This window comes from Hallerella succinigenes, from assembly GCF_002797675.1.
Taxonomy (GTDB): domain Bacteria; phylum Fibrobacterota; class Fibrobacteria; order Fibrobacterales; family Fibrobacteraceae; genus Hallerella; species Hallerella succinigenes.
The window spans coordinates 1,128,139-1,144,620 of the sequence record NZ_PGEX01000001.1; the positions used below are offsets into that span (position 1 = coordinate 1,128,139).

Consider the following 16,482-nt stretch of genomic DNA (forward strand, 5'->3'; position numbering starts at 1 on the left):
TTATACTCCTAAAGTCTTTTTCGGATCGTCCACTTCGACCGTATTCATCGTAGCGGTAGCGACCAGGTTATCATTCACAAAAATCTTTCCTTCAAACGTTACCGCCATATCCATGCGAACCGTCTGATGCACCCAAATGTGGACCGTCGAACCGACCGGGAAAACATTCGTTTCCGACTTGAAATTCGTCACGCTCAAAATGAAGCCCATCTTTGGAGGGGTATTTGTTTTGAGTCCGACAAGGCCCATCATTACGGAAACGCTCTGAGCCATATATTCAAAGCCAATCCAGACAGGGACGCCGCCGTAGGATTCTTCAAAGAACATACTCTTTTCGGTAATGTCCACTTCCGTTTCGACTTCCGTTTTTTCAAAATCATAAGAAATCACGCGATCCAGCAAATGCATGTGTCCCTTATGCGGAACAAGCGCTGCTACTTTTTCGTGAGTATCAAATTCAGTCATTAGACATTCCTCGATAAAATGAGCGAAACATTACAACCGCCAAAGCCAAAGGAGTTGCTCATGCAAATATTCAAACGTTTTGCCGTTTCACCGTTTTTCACCAAGCGAATTTCCGGAATCGAAGGATCGCGTTCGCCATCAAAGACGTGCATCGGAAGCACGTGTTCCGTATTTTCATCCGAAAGGGTGAGGCAGCAGAAAGCGGCTTCGAGAGCACCCGCAGCGCCGAGCGTGTGGCCGGTCAATCCCTTTGTTGAACTTGCCGGAGTATCGTTGCCAAAAACGCGGTTCACAGCTACGCTTTCCATCGCATCGTTCAGCTTGGTACCAGTTCCGTGCAAATTGATGTAGTCGATATCGGCAGCGGAAAGTTCTGCGTCCTTCAAAGCCTTATCGATCGCCTGCACAGCGCCTTCACCGTCTGCACGCGGAGCCGTCACATGGTCCGCATCCGCGCTTTCGCCAATGCCGACTACCTTGAATTTTGCCTGACCCGGCTTTTTAGAAACGAGGAAATAAGCGGCACCATCGCCGATCGTAAGACCGGTTCTATTCTTGCTGAACGGAATCGTCGGAGAAAGCGAAACCGCTTCCAAAGAATCAAATCCGAGGACGACCGTTTCCGTCGCAATGTCCACGCCGCCGACAATCGCCGCATCACAGAAACCCGCTTCAAGCCAATTTCTTGCCGAAGCAAAGGCGCTCGCACTCGAAGCGCAAGCCGACGAATGCGTAAAGATCGGACCCGTCAAACCGAAACGCTTTGCAATGTATTCCGCAGCGAAATCCGCCTGTTGCATTTTAAGCTCGTACTTCTTTGGATAGGAGCCCGTCTTTTGAAAAGAATCGAGACCTGCAAGAGAAGCTTCCGAACCATTATCACTAGAACCGATAAATACGCCGATACGATCTGCACCGAATTCCTTTACCGCTTCACAGACCGAAGTTTCCATCTGCGAAAGAACCACTTCCGAAAGGCGGTTCACATGGTTGTCGTAATAAGCGTCCTTTACCTGCGGCAAGGAGCTCTGCGGAATTTCGACCACATAGCGTTCCTTTTCACGGAACTTCTTTTGGACAAACGCGGGGCGGGTACCGTTCTTTAACGCCTGCCAAATGGTCTTTTTGTCAGAACCTAAAGCAGAGCAAAGTGCAAAGTCATGAATGTACAAGGGAGCGCTCATTCTTTGATCTCGGATTCAATTTGATAACTGTAATGGCGAAGTAGATTCTGCAACACGATTTTGTTGCCTCTCTTTTCCATTTTTAAGATTGCGGTCTTGCCGTCAAAAAGGGTGCGGTGTAAAGCATCCCCATCTTGGGACTCTGCAAACGTGAATCCTGCGGCATCAAAATTTTTCTGCAAGACCGAAGCAGGATAATAGCAGAACTGAATGTCTGCAATTATATATTCGGGCTTCATCTTTTCCGCGTTCATCCATTTGCTGTTGAAAGCCAAGGAATCTTTCGTGTAAACGAGTTCCGCGATTGTGTTTCCCATGGAGCTAAAGAGCATCATGTGCACAGTCGTGTCATTCAAGAGCATCCAGGATTCACCGGAGAATTTCTTTTCGCCGTAAGAGCCTGTCATCAGCTGATTTTCTTCGACAGAAATTCCGCTGTTTTGCGGTTCGATCAGCTGAATGTAGCGGGCGTCCGAGTAGTAAATTTTCGCAGAATTCCCCGCCACCGCAGAATGCGATGTACACGCCGTCAGAACCACCGCTCCCAACGCAGCCAAAGCTTTCACGCTATGATGAATCTTACTTACCCACATTTTGTTGCAATATAGAAAGTGAATCAATCTCGCGTAAACGGTGAAAGGAGGAAACAAGCAGAAATCCCAAGCAACACGGCAAGGCCTAAAACCGATACAGGAGCAAATCCGCTGAGCGAAAGAGTTCCGAACGAAATCAAGGTCGTCGCCGCCGAAAGCATCACGGCTAAAGCCGTTGAATCCGCATGATTTTGCGCATCCTTAAAGAAAAGGGCATAATCGATACCGATGCCGAGAACAAGAATCAAACCAGTGATTGCAAAGAAATTCACCGGGATTTGCAGATAACCGAACATCGACAGCGTAAAGAAGCAACCGAGCACCGGAGCACGGACAATGCGCAAAGAATTTCGCCAAGAAAATACGAACGAAAGAATAAAGCAGACCGCAAAATACGCAAAAGCGACAAGCGAAAGCGCCGTGAGTGAAAGTTCCGTCAAGGCGGCGTTCACTTCCTGAATCTTGTTCACCGCGTAAATGCCGTTCGACGGGTCCGCATAATCCTTCGGATTGAACATTTCGGACGCGTGCATCGGAAGGACGGCGCTGTAATACTTGCCCGAAATTTCTCCGATCCAGAGCATGTCACGGACGCTCGAAAGCTGTTCCGGAAGATCTTCGAATTCCGCTGTATTTTCATCCATTTCGACAGCGGCAAAAAGCGTCTTGCCCGGATTTTTCACAGGATGGATTTTGAGCTGTTTGCAAAGGTCCTTATAGCGGAGAGGAAGTGCTCTCGAAAGCAGAGAATCCAGAGCGGTCCGTTTTGCCGAAGACGGTGAAAATTCCGAGAAGGCGAGGTGCGACTTCAAAAGAGAGTCCCGTTCCGCTTCACGGAGCTTTTCCGTCAGCGTTTCTTCCTTTTGCAGCACTTCTTCGACCGAGTTTCCGCTCACAATAAAGTACGTCGGAGCGATTCCCGAATTCATCCACTTCGCGACCTTCATTTCCGAAGCGCCGAGTTCCGGAGCGACCGTGTACATGGAACGGATATCCGTCTGCACGTTCAGCTGCACAATGCCCGGAATAAGAGCGCCTGCCGCCATCACGAAAATGATATAACGGGCGATCTTCGGAATGCGCTCCAGTTTAGAATAGCCCGCAAGAATCACCTGGGCGACCTTTAACGAGAACTTCTGTTCGTTCCGCAACCTTTCCGACACAAACGGGAATACGAGCAAAACAGAAAGGAGCGCACTCGCAAGCCCCACCATCGAGAAGAACGCCATCTGACGGAGGATCGGGAAGTCCACAATCATGAGCGCGATGTAGCTGAGTTCCGTTGTCATGAAGCCGAGGAGCATGCTCTTGACCTGAGCTTCCTTGTCAGCAAAATGGTGCAGTGCGTAGTCAATGCTCACACCGATCACGCTCGTTCCAAAGATGAACGTAAAGACGTGGATTTCATGGAAAGTCGCAAGCGTTGCGCCCATTGCCGCAAGAATCGCTACGGCGATCGAACTGAGAGTCGTTACAATGGGAACTGCCGAACGGAAGACGAGCAAGAGCAACAGCAGTACCGCCGCAGTCGAGATTCCTGAAATCCAGCCGATTTCAACTTGAGCCTGTTTTGAACTCGAATAGCTGTGGAACGGAACGCCGGACTTTTCTACACGCAGGTTGGGGAACTCTTCCTGCAATTCTTCGATTGTGTCGTCTAAAATGCCAAGAATATGATCGCCCGAAGCAAACGCCGAAGCGTCCTTGGAAAGTTCCGCATTGATGAACACATAGGTTCTGCCGGAATCTTGCACGGTCAGCATGTCATCTCGGAGAGTCAAGTGGCTGGAAGCCATCGGCGTCATCGAAAGCATACGGTCCTGCGCCGACTGTGAAAGCAAATACGGATCTTCTTCCAGGCGCGAAAGATCGGTCATCGGGAAAGCGCCGAATACACGGGAAAGAGCCTTGTTATAAAAATAGTCTGCGACTTCAGCGTCTTCCATCGCAAGGATCACCGGATCCTGCATCGAAAAACGTCTATCAAAAAAGAACTTGGAAATCTCGTCCATCGACGAGGCGTCCACCTTCCAAGAAGCAGAACGGATCTGCTTGTTCGCTAGCAGCGTATGACCGATGCGGTCCGCAGCCGTCTTCGCCACCGAAAAATCCGAATCCCCCACAAAGATCATCATCCGAGAAGAAGTCCGAGCCGTGAGCTCATTTTCCGCCGCATGGATTTCCGGAGTCATCTCGGATTCCGGAACGATCGAATACAAGTTCTTATCGACCTTCCACGGGTACGCAATTACCACCGCAACCATCAGTGCGATATGCAAAAGTACCCAAAGGCCTACGTTAAAGAAACGCTTCTTACTTTCCGGACTGCTTGAATTCATAAGTCAAAATGTTTCCTTCACCGTCGACGAGTTCCACCTTTTTCAAATCCTTGTCCCCTTCGAGGACAATCGAAGCAATCGCTTTCCGAATGGTCTTTTCCTTGGGAAGCAGACCGACCGACCAACCTTTTTTCTGTTGCAAAAAGAACAGATCAAAACGATTCTCTAAAACAGCGATGTTCCCACTGAGAACGGCGCGCATCGAAGTCGCAATTTCACGGAAAATCACATTATCCGCAGAAGCCATTTTCGTTTTGGAACCATCCGCATTCGTCTGAACAACGCCCGAATCCGAAATCACAAGCTTGGACGCAAAAGGCTTTTCCATGTCCCACGTGATACCGTTCTTCTGCGAAATTTCAAATTTGCCCGAAGATTCAAAAGTCCGTTTGATCTTGACCACGGTACGCTTTTGCGTAAAGGTTCCATGGACCGTTTCCGCAGCAGAAAGGGCCTGCATCACCTTTTGCACTTCCGGAGATTCCAAATTCGCCGGAGACTTCCAAATCGATGCGTCCACGGCAAAAAGCGCCGTTCCGCAAATCAAGAGAGCCATAAAAAAAGACTTATACATTTTCTTCCTTTGCCAAAGCCATTTTGACTTTTTCCACAAAATCCGGCGGCGTCGAGAACATGGATTCCTTCGTCGAAATCTTGACCACCATCTGCGTGCTTTCCGCCTTGGTAATCACCTTGCCCGTTTCGAGGTCAATGAATCTGTACTTGAGCTTCATGCAAACGTCATATTCCACAAGGGAGACTTCCACGCGCACCTTCTGCATAAAGCGGAGCGGTCGAATGTACTTGAGGTTCATTTCGACGACAGGCCAAGCGTAGCCCGCCTTTTCCATTTCATAATAGTCGTACTTGATTTTTGTAAGCAAAGCACAACGGGCTGTTTCCATGTACTTCACATAGTTTCCATGCCAAACGACATTCATCGGATCCAAGTCATAAAACTGAACTTCGATATCCGTGTAGGCTTTCAAGATCTTTTCGCTCACGTCGATTCTCCTTTCTGCCAGAAGTTGTAAAAATTATACCACTGATACGGATGTTCCAAGCAAAACTTTTCGAGGTGAGAAGCGTATTCCGCAGCGAGATTTGCCATCTGCTGTTTTTGTTCGAAACGTTTGCCACCGAGTACTGTTTTGGAACGGATAATGTGGAATTCATAGGGCGACGTAATGTCCAAATCTTTTTTGCGGAACGCAAAAATGAAGTAGACAGGCGCCTTCAAAATATTCGCGAGCGCAAAAGAACCTTCCGGGAACTCGGCGGCATCCCCTAAAAAGTTCAGCGGAATAAAACGGTTCTGCGAATTTGCCGAAGTTCTATCGCCTGCAATCGCAACGAGGTTTCCCGCCTGAATTTTTTCACGCATGCTGATCGCCGTATCGACGCCGATCGAGTTTGCATCAAAGCTGTTTGTCATCAGCTCGGGATTCAGTTCACGGAGAAGTGCGTTAAAGCACTTCGTTCCCGAAAAATCAACAACCGGAAAAACCTGAAAATTCCGCTTCGTATGTTCCTTGCGATAGCCTGTCAAGGAACGCATCGCTTCGATGTTTCCAAGATGCGAGCAAAGGATAAAAGCTCCCTTGCCGCTGTCGAGCAGGTTCACCAAATCGTCGATGTCGTCGTTCTGGGTTTCGAGTTCCGAAAGCGACATCTTTCCAGCCCAGCCTCGAATTTTTTCAATCATCGAAAGGGCAAAGGCGAGAATGTGACGGTACACGGCAAACGGCGGAATCTTTTTTCCCTTCATCTTGGAAACATGTTCCAAAAAAAGTCGCGAGCGTTTGCGGACCGGAGCCGCCCCCAAGTAAAAGAAGAACACCACTATAGCAACAATCAGTTCCACAAGTTTACGCGGCAGGTGAATCGTCACCCACAGCATAAAACGGAATTTCCACGCCGTCTTCGACGCTTCTTCAATTTGTGACCAATGTTCTTCAGCCATGTTTTTTCTTTTGAAGCAACAGTTTAGGCAAACGGACAAGCATTCCACAGCAAAGGCGCGTGTGCAGCCAAGAAATTTCCAAATTGTCATGCAACATGCGGAAGTTCGAGACGCCATTTTCCGGATAAATGACCTTCACCGGATAAAAATGCATTTTGACTCCAGCCCATGCAAGACGCACAAGGATTTCAATATCGAATCCCATGCGGAACGTCAAAATTTTATCCAGTACAGGGACGGTCGCCTGGAGCGGATAAACGCGGAATCCGCACATCGCATCCGGAATGTCTTTAGAAAGCGTTTCTACAGCCACCCAAAAGTTCGTGATCTTTCGACCGACTTCACGTCCCTTAGGAACGCTTGCATCATACTGAGGAAATCCGCCGACCAAGGATTCGGGGTGTTTCCGAGCCGTCTTCAGCAAAAACGGAATCATCGAGGGATCGTGTTGACCATCCGCATCGATTTGCAGCGCATGGGTAAATCCCGCTTTTAAAGCTTCTTTGCAACCCGTGCAAACAGCACCGCCCTTTCCCATATTGACGCTATGCGAAACAACCATCACGTTCGGGATTTCTTCTGCCACCTTTTGCAGCACCTGCAACGCTTCGGGAGTATTTCCGTCATCGACAATGACCACGGGTAAATTTTGAGAGTTCAACTTTTGAACAACTGTACGGACCGTATTTTCATGACGGTATACCGGGACAATGGCACAAGGCTTAAATTCCATTAGGCATTTTCCTTTTTCAGCACGATCGTGCCTCCAGAACAGTTTTTATCGTCTTCACCCGTGATTTTAAAAGCAAGCTTTCCCGTATCCGGAGAATAAGTCTCTTCGATCGTCACCGGATGTTCTGGGAAAATCGGGTTCGAAAATTTGATGCGTTGCATTTTTTCGATTGTCGTCGGAAGCTTCATAAAGCCGCGGAAGAAGCGAAGGATCAAATCGATTTGTACAACCGCCGGAAGCAGCTTGAATTCCGGGAAGTGACCGTCGTAATAATCACTTGTCGCAGGAATCACTATTTTTACTGTCAGTTTGTTGCCTTCCAGATGATACTTGAGAATTTTAAAATTCGGAGATTCGGGAATTTCGAACAAAGCCTGTACCTCACGCGTTTTGATTTTTCCCATTGCATCTTGCGGAAGTTCTTCCAGATAGCGCCATTTTTTGGGCTGCACTGTATTTTCAAGAAATCCGGAAAGATGCTGCTTAAAAAATGCATTCACGTCTTTCTTTTCTACGCCGTGGAACTTGGCAACGCCTTCATCGTTCAGCACGATTGCAGCAGCGAGGAACTGACGCTTGCCCGTCATCGGCACCACGCGCACATCACGCACGACACCCGTCTGACGCAAACGGTTTTCCACTTCCGGAAGGGAAATGCGCTTTTCTTCGATCTTCACAATCGAATCTGCACGGCCCATCAACTGGAACGTTCCATCGTCTTCAATCTTTCCCAAGTCGCCCGTCACAAAGCCGCCGATATCCGTGTAAGAGGAATCGATTTTCAGACAACCGTTTTCCGCAAACGAGATCTTATTCGGCGGAACGGGCGTCCACAATTTCTTTTCCCGAATGCGACGCGTTGCAATCGCACCGGTTTCCGTGCAGCCGTAGATTTCCTGCACGCCGTTCCCCGAAAGTTCTTCAACCCTATTCGCCACTTCATCGGGCAAAAGTCCACCGGCAGAAAGCCAGAATGGCGGTTTCTTGAACGGCAAGGGTTTCTTGCGGTTTGCGGCAAGACGTTTTAAGAAGGCGGGGCTCGCCACGATTACGGCCGGTTCCTTTACAATCTGTTCGAGTTCTTCCGGGAATTCAAAACGAACGCGGCGAATCGGAAGACCTGCAGAAATCGGCACAAAGATCGAGAAAGCCATGCCGTAAATGTGGTGATGGTTCACCGTCATGTAAAAGTTGCGGTTCGCAAATCCGGCAGCAAAGCGTTCGGCAAGAGCATTCGCTTCGTTTTCATATTGCCAGCCTTCCTTCGGGATTTCTTTTGGAACGCCGGTCGTGCCGGACGTGTACATCGCCGCCTTCGCCTGGTTAATATCGAACGGCGTCCACGTACTTTTAGCCGTGTAGGTTTCGATAATCTTCGGAATCTGCAAAGCGCCTTCGGCACCGGTATCGTTCAAAAAGCCGACGTCCGGCTTGCGAATTTCACGAATGAATTCCGGCTGGCGATTGGCGGAGAACAAAATTTTTTTCTGGCTCTGGAAAAGGGCAAAGATCGCAACGAGGAAGTAGTAGACGTCGTCCGCGTTCAAGATCCAAGCTGTGTAAGGTTCCGCTTCAACCGCCTGGCGCACCTTGGAAACGTCCGCCTTAAAGTCCGCCCACGTTTTGACGTCGCCGGAAAGTCCTGCGCCACTGAAGCAGACAACGGAATCGTCCGGGCGAGAGTCCGCTTCAATTTTCGAAAACGGAATGTAAGATTGTAATTGACTTTGTTTCATTTTACGAACTCCAATTTCAGACACAAAAAGAAGTCCCATCAAGATGTATGAAATCAGACCGTTGTACAGCGACCAGATCTTTTCGTCTGCACACAGTACCGTCCACAGCGCAACGGATCCGTTCAGAATAAAAAAAATGCACCAGGTGAGCGTTACCCGGTCGCAGTAGCGTTCGACAGAAGTTCTGTCCGCTGTCTGCAGGATTCGCTTGTCGGCAAAAGTCGCCAAGCGAAAAACAAAGCTCGGCTTTCGAAAGAGAGTCGCGCCAAAAAAGAAAAGCATCCCGACGTTCACAAGAACCGGATAGAACTTGAGAACGAGGGCGTTATCCAGCGCAAAAGCGGCAACACCACAAGCCAAAAGAAAGGCTACAAAGCAGCCTTCCTTCAGTCGCGATGCCGCTCCCGGCTGTTTTTTTCGCGAAGCTGATATTAAATGAAACGCCGCGAGAAGAAGCAACAAAATGCTCAACTTGCGCGGCGAAAGTCCCCAGAAGCGGAGACCGCAGAATACCAGAATCGGATAAAGAACAGAAAGAACGGCGAAGAGAATCTTCCCCGCTACAGTTTTCATTTCTTTTCTTCAGTACCCTGGGCGAGATCGTTGATTCCGTCCACCACGTCCTGCAGTGTACGCATGCTCTTGAACACTTCTGGATCGATGTTGCGCGGAATGAACGTTTTGAGCTTCACAATCAGGTCTACGGCGTCGATGCTGTCGAGGTTCAGGTCTTCGTAAAGACGAGCTTCCGGGACAACCTTTTCCGGATCCAGTTCAAAATCTTCGATGAGGGCTTCACGGATTTTATCATAAATCTGTTGTTTTTCCATGACTCAGTCCTTTTTGTTGGCAGAGATGTATGCGGCAAGAGCGTCGATCGAAGCAAAATGCTTACGCGTTTCTTCGTTCACCGTAGAGAAGGAAACACCAAAGTTATCCTTGATGGCGATACCGAGTTCAAGAGCGTCTATGCTATCGAGTCCGAGACCGCGACCTTCCTTATTCTGGCCAAACAACGGGGCATCGTCTTCGATGTCCGCCGGTGTGATGTCCTCAAGTTCAAGTGCCTTGATCAGCACCTCCTTAATTTGTACGTTCAATTCAGACATACTATTTTCCGTCCCAATAAAAAAATGTGAGCTCAAATATAAATAAAATTATGCAGAAACCGTTCCAACAAACTCACGGCAAGTCAATTCTGGAGAATTTGTCTTAAAAATCGCACTGCCGACGACAAAAATATTTGCACCGGCCTTCTTCGCTTCCAGAATGTTATCGAGTTTGATACCGCCATCGATTTCAATATCCAGTTCCGGTTTCATCTCACGCAGGGCACGAATTTTATCAAGGCAATACGGGATCAGGCTCTGTCCACCAAAGCCCGGATTCACAGACATGACAAGAACCATGTCCACAGAATCCAGCACCCACTTGATATTTTCAATCGGAGTCGCCGGATTAATGCTCACGGCTGGCTTTGCGCCCAGTTCACGAATGCGATTCAAAAGGCGATCCAAATGGATTGTCGATTCCGCCTGAACGGTCACATAGCGCGCACCGATTTTTACAAATTCGTCTACAAAAAGCTCGGGATTGTCAATCATCAAATGGCAGTCGAGAGGAAGCTTTGTCGCCTTACCGATCAAGCCCGAAATTCCGGGGCCAAAACTGATGTTCGGCACAAAGTGGCCGTCCATGATATCGAGGTGAACAAGTCCCGCTCCGCCGTTTTCAATAGCGGTGAGTTCGGACTGCAGGTTGAGGAAGTTTGCGTTCAAGACGCTCGGGGCAATGATTTGAGCTTGTTTCATAATTCCAAATATAGGTATTGAGCGAAAAATGTTTTTTTGTTATTATTTGTTCACAACGAACAAGGAGGTTGATTGATGTCAACACCAAAGAAAACCACAACAAAAGTAACAAAGGGTACTAAGTGCGCAAAGTGCGCTCCGAAGGCTACTGCTAAGGCAACAGCTCCGAAGGCAAGCAAGTGCGCCAAGACCACCGCACAAACCGCCACCAAGACTACAGAAAAGACCGCTCCGGCCAAGAAGACCGCTGCAAAAACCGTTGCAAAGACCACCGTGAAAAAGGCTGCTCCGAAGGCTTCCAAAAAGGCTCTCGAAGAAGTCGTGTTCAACGTCTACTCCCCGGATTCCAAGTCTGTCGAAGTCGCTGGTGAATTCAACAACTGGACCCCAGCCAAAATGAAGAAAGGCGAACAGGGCGTGTGGAGCGTCAAGCTGAAACTCGCCGCCGGTACTTACCAATACAAGTTCGTTTTCGATGGCAGCTGGGAAATCGACCAGGCTAACCCAAACCGTGTTCCTGACGGTCAGGGTGGTGAAAACAGCGTCAAAAATGTCTAATCCGATTTTTTCGGAAAAAACAATTCGAGAGGGGGTCGCAAATTACGGCACCCCTTTTTGGATTTATGACCGAGCAACTATCGAAAAGCGCATTCAGGAACTCAAGTGCTTCGATACCGTTCGCTTCGCTCAAAAGGCTTGCCCCAACCTTTCCATCCTATCGATTGTCCGCAATGCCGGCGCAGTCGTAGATGCAGTCAGCGCCGGAGAAATCATTCGAGCTCTCCGTGCGGGCTACAAGGCGTGCGAAAACGACAAACAAGTTCCGCAAATTGTCTATTCTGCCGACATCTTCGATCACGACGCAATTGAGCTTGTGAAAAAGCACAACATCCATGTGAACGTCGGTTCTGCGGATATGATCCAGCAGCTCGCCGACGCCGGCGTTCGTTCGAACCTGACTCTCCGCGTGAACCCGGGCTTTGGTCACGGTCACTCGAAGAAGACGAATACGGGTGGACCGCTTTCGAAGCACGGCGTTTGGCATTCCCAATTGAAGGACTGCGTGAAACTCGCACAGGCAAACGGCATGTGGATTACCGGCTTGCACATGCACATCGGCAGCGGTACGGATTTTGAACACCTCGCAACGGTCTGCGACGCCATGCGCGACGCTTCCCGTCGCCTCGGTTCCCATATCCGCATGATTTCTGCAGGCGGTGGCCTTCCGATTCCATACAAGGAAGAAGAAAAGGGCAACCGTATCGACATTCAGGCTTATTATGACCTTTGGGACAAGACCCGTAAGGACATCGCCCAGTCCGTCGGTCACGACGTGGCTCTCGAAGTCGAACCGGGCCGCTACATTGTCGCCGAAAGCGCCGTTCTTGTCGCAGAAATCCGCGCGGTGAAAAAGCAAGAAGACAAGCTCTTCTACCTCGTCGATGCAGGCTTTAACGATCTCGTCCGCCCGTCCTTCTACGGTTCCTACCACGGAATTTCGATCGTTTCCAAAGACGGTCGTGAACTCGGCCCGGAACAAGATGTGATTGTCGCAGGCCCGCTTTGCGAATCCGGTGACGTCTTTACGCAGGAAGAAGGCGGCTACGTAGTCACACGTAAGCTCCCGACAGCCCAAGTCGGCGACTTCCTCGTTTTGCACGACGCAGGTGCTTATGGCAGTGCCATGTCGAGCAATTACAACAGCCGTCGCTTTGCTCCGGAAATTCTCCAGAACAACGGCAAGCTGGAAGTCATCCGCGAACGCCAGACGTTTGAACAGTTAATGGAAAACGAAAAAATCGTTAGCCTTTAATTTCGGATACAGCTGTTAAGCTTATCACATCGCCCCGTTCCAATGCCTTTATTTGGAACGGGGCTTTTTTATATTTCCAAGCGAACCATTATAATTTCATCAGGAAGGAAAATATGACTCTTCTTCAAAGATCCATTGCCGAAGCGATTGGTACATTCTGGCTCGTATTCGGTGGCTGCGGTGCAGCTGTCCTCGCTTGCGGCGTTCCAAACACCGGCATCGGCTATGTCGGAGTTTCCCTCGCCTTTGGTTTAACCGTTCTCACGATGGCTTATGCGATCGGCCACATTTCCGGTTGCCACTTGAACCCGGCTGTAACTCTCGGCCAAGTCGCTGGCGGTCGCTTTCCGGCAAAAGAAGCTCCGGCTTACATCATCGCTCAGGTGATCGGCGGTATCATCGCTGCGGCTGTTCTTTACATCATCGCTAGTCCAGATCTTTCCGCTGGCATCGGCGCTTTTGCAACGAACGGTTGGTCTGACATGGCTAACGCTAACGGTTTGAACGCTTTCGGTGGTAAAGTCTTCGGCATGGGTTCCGCATTCCTCATCGAAATGGTTCTCACGGCTGTGTTCCTCTTTGTGATCATGGGCGCTACGGACGGTCGCGCTCCGGCAGGCTTCGCTCCAATCGCCATCGGTCTCTGCCTCACTTTGATTCACCTCATCAGCATTCCGGCAACGAACACCTCTGTGAACCCGGCCCGCTCTACGGCTGTTGCCGTATTTGTCGGCGGTATGGCCTTAAAGCAGCTTTGGCTCTTCTGGGTCGCTCCGATTCTCGGCGGCGTAATCGGCGGTGTGGCTTACAAGGTCCTCGCCGAAAAGAAGTGCTGCTGTGGCGACAAGTGCTGCTGCGAAAAGAAGGAAGAAGCTTAAATTTTTCCGTTTTAACTTGATGTTTTCACTTGAAGAGCCCTGCGTGAACGCAGGGCTTTTTTGTAAGCGTTCGTTTATAAACTTGCTCAGAGCTTATCCATCAAGGCTTATTTACGCACAACGACTTTTCTATATTTTCGCCATGCTCAACACGTCTCTTTGCTACATCGAACAAAACGGTTCTTACCTCCTTCTGCACCGCGTCAAAAAGAAGAACGACATCAATCACGATAAGTGGATCGGAATCGGCGGAAAGTTTGAAGAAGGCGAGAGCCCGGAAGACTGCATTCGACGTGAAGCCCGTGAAGAAACAGGCTTAGAGCTAGCCGATCTCAAGTACTGCGGCATCATCACGTTCATCAGCGACGGCATGAACGAAGTCGAATTCATGCACCTTTTTAAAGCGACGCAGTTCACCGGTGAAATCAAGGAATGCGACGAAGGCGCCCTTGAATGGATTCCCAAGGAAAAGTTCGCAGAGCTTCCCCATTGGGACGGCGACCGCATCTTTTTAACGCTCCTCGACCGCGAAGTTCCCTTCTTCTCTCTAAAGCTCACTTACAAGGGCGACGAACTGCAAGAAGCCCTTTTGAACGAAAAACCTGTGGACCCTCACGATTTCGCCTACGGTTCGCTCGCCCCGTTTCCGGCGATGCGACGCAAGGACCGCGAAATGTCTGTGGAAGCGGCTTGCGATATTTTAAAGACCGGCGAATACGGCATCCTCGCCACGCAAAATTCCCTCGGCTACCCGTACGGCATTCCTCTGAGCTACGCCTACGACGGAAAGAACATTTGGTTCCACGGGGCGAAAGGCGTCGGCGAAAAAGTCCAGGACTTTGCAAAAGATTCCAAGGTAAGCTTCACCGTGGTCCGCGGTACGGAACTGCACCCAGAAAAATTCAGCACCGCATTCGAAAGTTGCATCGTCTTTGGGCGCGTTCACCCAGCGGAAGATCCCAAAGTCGGCCTGCGCCTTTTAATCGACAAATACAGCCCGGAATACAAGGATGCGGGCGAAGCCTACATCGAACGCGCCATTTCACACACGGGCGTTTACCGCATCGACATTGAACACATCAGTGGCAAAAAGCACCTTTAACAGATTATATTTGGCTACATGGGTGTTCTACAAATCAGCCGAAGCAAAGGCACTCGGTTAGATCAGCTCCGCCAAAATCAATCGACAGGCGCACGCCTTTCTTTGAACTTCTAATCTAAAATTTCAATGTTTTATGTTTTCACGCACGACACGGTCATACGTGTTCATGATGGTCGAAGACGGAAGAATTCCGAGAATTTTTCCACTGGCATTTTTCACGTAAACTTCGCTCAGCGAATGTTTGAGCATGAACTTCATCGCCGTGTGCAAATCCACACTGGCCGGGAGCAGCGGAGAATACGTGACACAGTCGGCGACGAGCAGAACCGTTTTGCCGCCTTCGGTCGAGACGATGTTGCGAAGGACCAGGTTCCAGTCTAAAATGCCGATGTAGCAGCCCTTTTCAAAGACCGGGTACGAATGAACCAATGCGGAATCCGGATGTTCCACATTAAAGGCATTGATATCCCGTTCCGCTTCACAAATCGTTCGGGAAGAATCGAGTTCGAGCACCAGGGACTTTTGCATCACAGATTCAACAGGAATGGTGCGGAGCAGGTCCGGATCCATTTCCAAGCGATGCGCAGGCGAAGAAAACTTGTTCAGCACCTGGCTCCGGTAAATGCTCCACTTGCGGCTAAATGCCACGTGCATCACCGCCGCAATCATGATTCCCGGCAAAAGCTGATAGCTGCCCGTCATTTCGCAAACCATCACAACACCCGCAAGCGGCGCCTTCGCAGAGCCCGCAAAGAACGCTCCCATGCCCACCAAGGCCATCGCCCCCGGCGAAGACAAAGTCCCAGGCGCCACCGTTTCAATCGCCACGGCAAAAGCGGCGCCGATCACCCCGCCCAAAAAAAGCGAAGGTCCAAAAACACCGCCGGCGCCACCGCTACCGACCGTAAACGACGTCGCCAAAATTTTTGCAATCACCAACCCGAGCAAAAAGAGAACCGAAGGAGCGCTCGCCGGATCCGCCAGGCGCGTCATGCTTTCTACGTAATCCCAGGTTCCGCCCATCGCCTGCGGAATCAAAATCGCCACGGCACCGCAAAGAAGTCCACCGATTGCCGGCTTTGCCCAGTTCGGAATTTTCCAGGCGGAAAAAAAGTCTTCAACCTTGTAATAGCACTTCACGTACAGATACGAAAACGGCACGCACAAAAGTCCGAGAACCGCGCAACAGAAGAGTTCCGTTCCGTTCGCAAAATAAAACTCAGGCACGTTGAACGCGGGCGCCGTCCCAAAGACACTCGTGTACACCGTAAAGCCGACAACCGATGCAATGATCGATGTTCCAAAGGAACTGCTTTCAAAATCTTCACGGTAAAGGATTTCGACCGAAGTCAAAGCGCCGGCAAGCGGGGCCTTAAAAATCGAGCCGAGACCCGCTGCCATTCCAGCAAGACCAAACTGGCGACGTACCGATCGCGTCATCTTAAAAAAGCGGCAAATCGTCGAAGCGAGCCCTGAACCGATCTGCGAAACCGGGCCTTCATAGCCCGCGCTACCGCCACTGCCGAGAGTGATCGAGCTCGCGAGCAATTTCACAGGAGCCACACGATTGCGAAGGGCTCCGCCATGATGATGGAAGTTATAAATGGACCGGTCGGTTCCCTGCCCTGCCGCTTCCGGAGTCTTTGCGATTACGAACAGCAAAAGACCCACGACAAGACCGCCCAGCGCCGGCGCAAGGAAAATCACAGGTCCCGAAAAAGTCCTCTGCGTTAATTCGGAAATCGATTCGAGAAACAAACGAAAAACAATCGCAACCGATCCCGTCACTAAACCGATAAATGCCGCCAAGAGCATTTTCGGCATGTAAGAATTGATAATGAAAATTCGGGACAGCTTTCTCATTG

General features: G+C 49.9%; 17 protein-coding genes. 4 read left to right on the forward strand and 13 right to left on the reverse strand.

Annotated features, from left to right (window positions below; translation table 11 throughout):
- From BGX16_RS05060 to rpe, 12 genes are read right to left on the reverse strand one after another with little or no spacing between them, the layout of a single operon-like run.
- Nucleotides 1-465 (reverse strand): hotdog family protein, encoded by a 465-nt coding sequence (locus BGX16_RS05060; RefSeq protein ID WP_100425071.1) that lies wholly within the window; start codon nucleotides 463-465, stop codon nucleotides 1-3.
- Nucleotides 465-1,649: a beta-ketoacyl-ACP synthase gene (locus BGX16_RS05065; protein ID WP_100425072.1), complete on the reverse strand. Its 1,185-nt coding sequence runs from the start codon at nucleotides 1,647-1,649 to the stop codon at nucleotides 465-467. Before BGX16_RS05065 ends, BGX16_RS05060 begins: the two co-directional genes overlap by 1 nt.
- The gene (locus tag BGX16_RS05070) at nucleotides 1,646-2,242 is read right to left on the reverse strand and encodes a DUF3261 domain-containing protein (protein WP_100425073.1); all 597 of its coding nucleotides are present in this window, start codon (nucleotides 2,240-2,242) and stop codon (nucleotides 1,646-1,648) included. The genes BGX16_RS05065 and BGX16_RS05070 overlap by 4 nt, the downstream gene beginning before the upstream one ends.
- A 23-nt stretch (nucleotides 2,243-2,265) precedes the next feature.
- Nucleotides 2,266-4,581, reverse strand: coding sequence for an MMPL family transporter (locus BGX16_RS05075; protein ID WP_100425074.1), 2,316 nt, complete (start codon nucleotides 4,579-4,581; stop codon nucleotides 2,266-2,268).
- A complete protein-coding gene (locus BGX16_RS05080) occupies nucleotides 4,556-5,155 on the reverse strand; it encodes a LolA family protein (protein ID WP_100425075.1) in 600 nt (199 codons plus the stop codon). The genes BGX16_RS05075 and BGX16_RS05080 overlap by 26 nt, the downstream gene beginning before the upstream one ends.
- Complete coding sequence (locus BGX16_RS05085; RefSeq protein WP_100425076.1) at nucleotides 5,148-5,585, reverse strand: acyl-CoA thioesterase; 438 nt, start codon at nucleotides 5,583-5,585, stop codon at nucleotides 5,148-5,150. The genes BGX16_RS05080 and BGX16_RS05085 overlap by 8 nt, the downstream gene beginning before the upstream one ends.
- Complete coding sequence (locus tag BGX16_RS05090) at nucleotides 5,582-6,544, reverse strand: LpxL/LpxP family acyltransferase (RefSeq protein WP_100425077.1); 963 nt, start codon at nucleotides 6,542-6,544, stop codon at nucleotides 5,582-5,584. Before BGX16_RS05090 ends, BGX16_RS05085 begins: the two co-directional genes overlap by 4 nt.
- Nucleotides 6,537-7,277, reverse strand: coding sequence for a glycosyltransferase family 2 protein (locus BGX16_RS05095; protein WP_100425078.1), 741 nt, complete (start codon nucleotides 7,275-7,277; stop codon nucleotides 6,537-6,539). Before BGX16_RS05095 ends, BGX16_RS05090 begins: the two co-directional genes overlap by 8 nt.
- Nucleotides 7,277-9,586: an ApeI family dehydratase gene (locus BGX16_RS05100; protein ID WP_100425079.1), complete on the reverse strand. Its 2,310-nt coding sequence runs from the start codon at nucleotides 9,584-9,586 to the stop codon at nucleotides 7,277-7,279. The genes BGX16_RS05095 and BGX16_RS05100 overlap by 1 nt, the downstream gene beginning before the upstream one ends.
- Nucleotides 9,583-9,843 (reverse strand): acyl carrier protein, encoded by a 261-nt coding sequence (locus BGX16_RS05105; protein ID WP_100425080.1) that lies wholly within the window; start codon nucleotides 9,841-9,843, stop codon nucleotides 9,583-9,585. The genes BGX16_RS05100 and BGX16_RS05105 overlap by 4 nt, the downstream gene beginning before the upstream one ends.
- 3 nt (nucleotides 9,844-9,846) lie before the next feature.
- Nucleotides 9,847-10,122, reverse strand: a complete 276-nt coding sequence (locus tag BGX16_RS05110) for a phosphopantetheine-binding protein (RefSeq protein WP_100425081.1) — start codon at nucleotides 10,120-10,122, stop codon at nucleotides 9,847-9,849.
- A gap of 48 nt (nucleotides 10,123-10,170) precedes the next feature.
- The gene (gene rpe / locus BGX16_RS05115) at nucleotides 10,171-10,824 is read right to left on the reverse strand and encodes a ribulose-phosphate 3-epimerase (RefSeq protein ID WP_100425082.1); all 654 of its coding nucleotides are present in this window, start codon (nucleotides 10,822-10,824) and stop codon (nucleotides 10,171-10,173) included.
- A gap of 75 nt (nucleotides 10,825-10,899) precedes the next feature.
- Here rpe and BGX16_RS05120 point away from each other — a divergent pair, with 75 nt between their 5' ends.
- From BGX16_RS05120 to BGX16_RS05135, 4 genes are all read left to right on the forward strand, one after another.
- Nucleotides 10,900-11,382 carry a glycogen-binding domain-containing protein gene (locus BGX16_RS05120; protein WP_100425083.1) on the forward strand — a complete coding sequence of 161 codons (483 nt, stop codon included), beginning with the start codon at nucleotides 10,900-10,902 and terminating at the stop codon, nucleotides 11,380-11,382.
- Nucleotides 11,375-12,637 carry a diaminopimelate decarboxylase gene (gene lysA, locus BGX16_RS05125; RefSeq protein WP_100425084.1) on the forward strand — a complete coding sequence of 421 codons (1,263 nt, stop codon included), beginning with the start codon at nucleotides 11,375-11,377 and terminating at the stop codon, nucleotides 12,635-12,637. Before BGX16_RS05120 ends, lysA begins: the two co-directional genes overlap by 8 nt.
- Before the next feature lie 113 nt (nucleotides 12,638-12,750).
- A complete protein-coding gene (gene aqpZ / locus BGX16_RS05130) occupies nucleotides 12,751-13,515 on the forward strand; it encodes an aquaporin Z (RefSeq protein ID WP_100425085.1) in 765 nt (254 codons plus the stop codon).
- Nucleotides 13,516-13,657: 142 nt separating this feature from the next.
- Complete coding sequence (locus tag BGX16_RS05135; RefSeq protein ID WP_100425086.1) at nucleotides 13,658-14,617, forward strand: NUDIX domain-containing protein; 960 nt, start codon at nucleotides 13,658-13,660, stop codon at nucleotides 14,615-14,617.
- A 123-nt stretch (nucleotides 14,618-14,740) separates the two neighbouring features.
- Here the strand turns inward: BGX16_RS05135 and BGX16_RS05140 are convergent, their stop codons facing one another.
- On the reverse strand, nucleotides 14,741-16,480 hold the full coding sequence (locus tag BGX16_RS05140; RefSeq protein ID WP_100425087.1) for a chloride channel protein: 1,740 nt from the start codon (nucleotides 16,478-16,480) through the stop codon (nucleotides 14,741-14,743).
- Nucleotides 16,481-16,482: the final 2 nt, after the last annotated feature.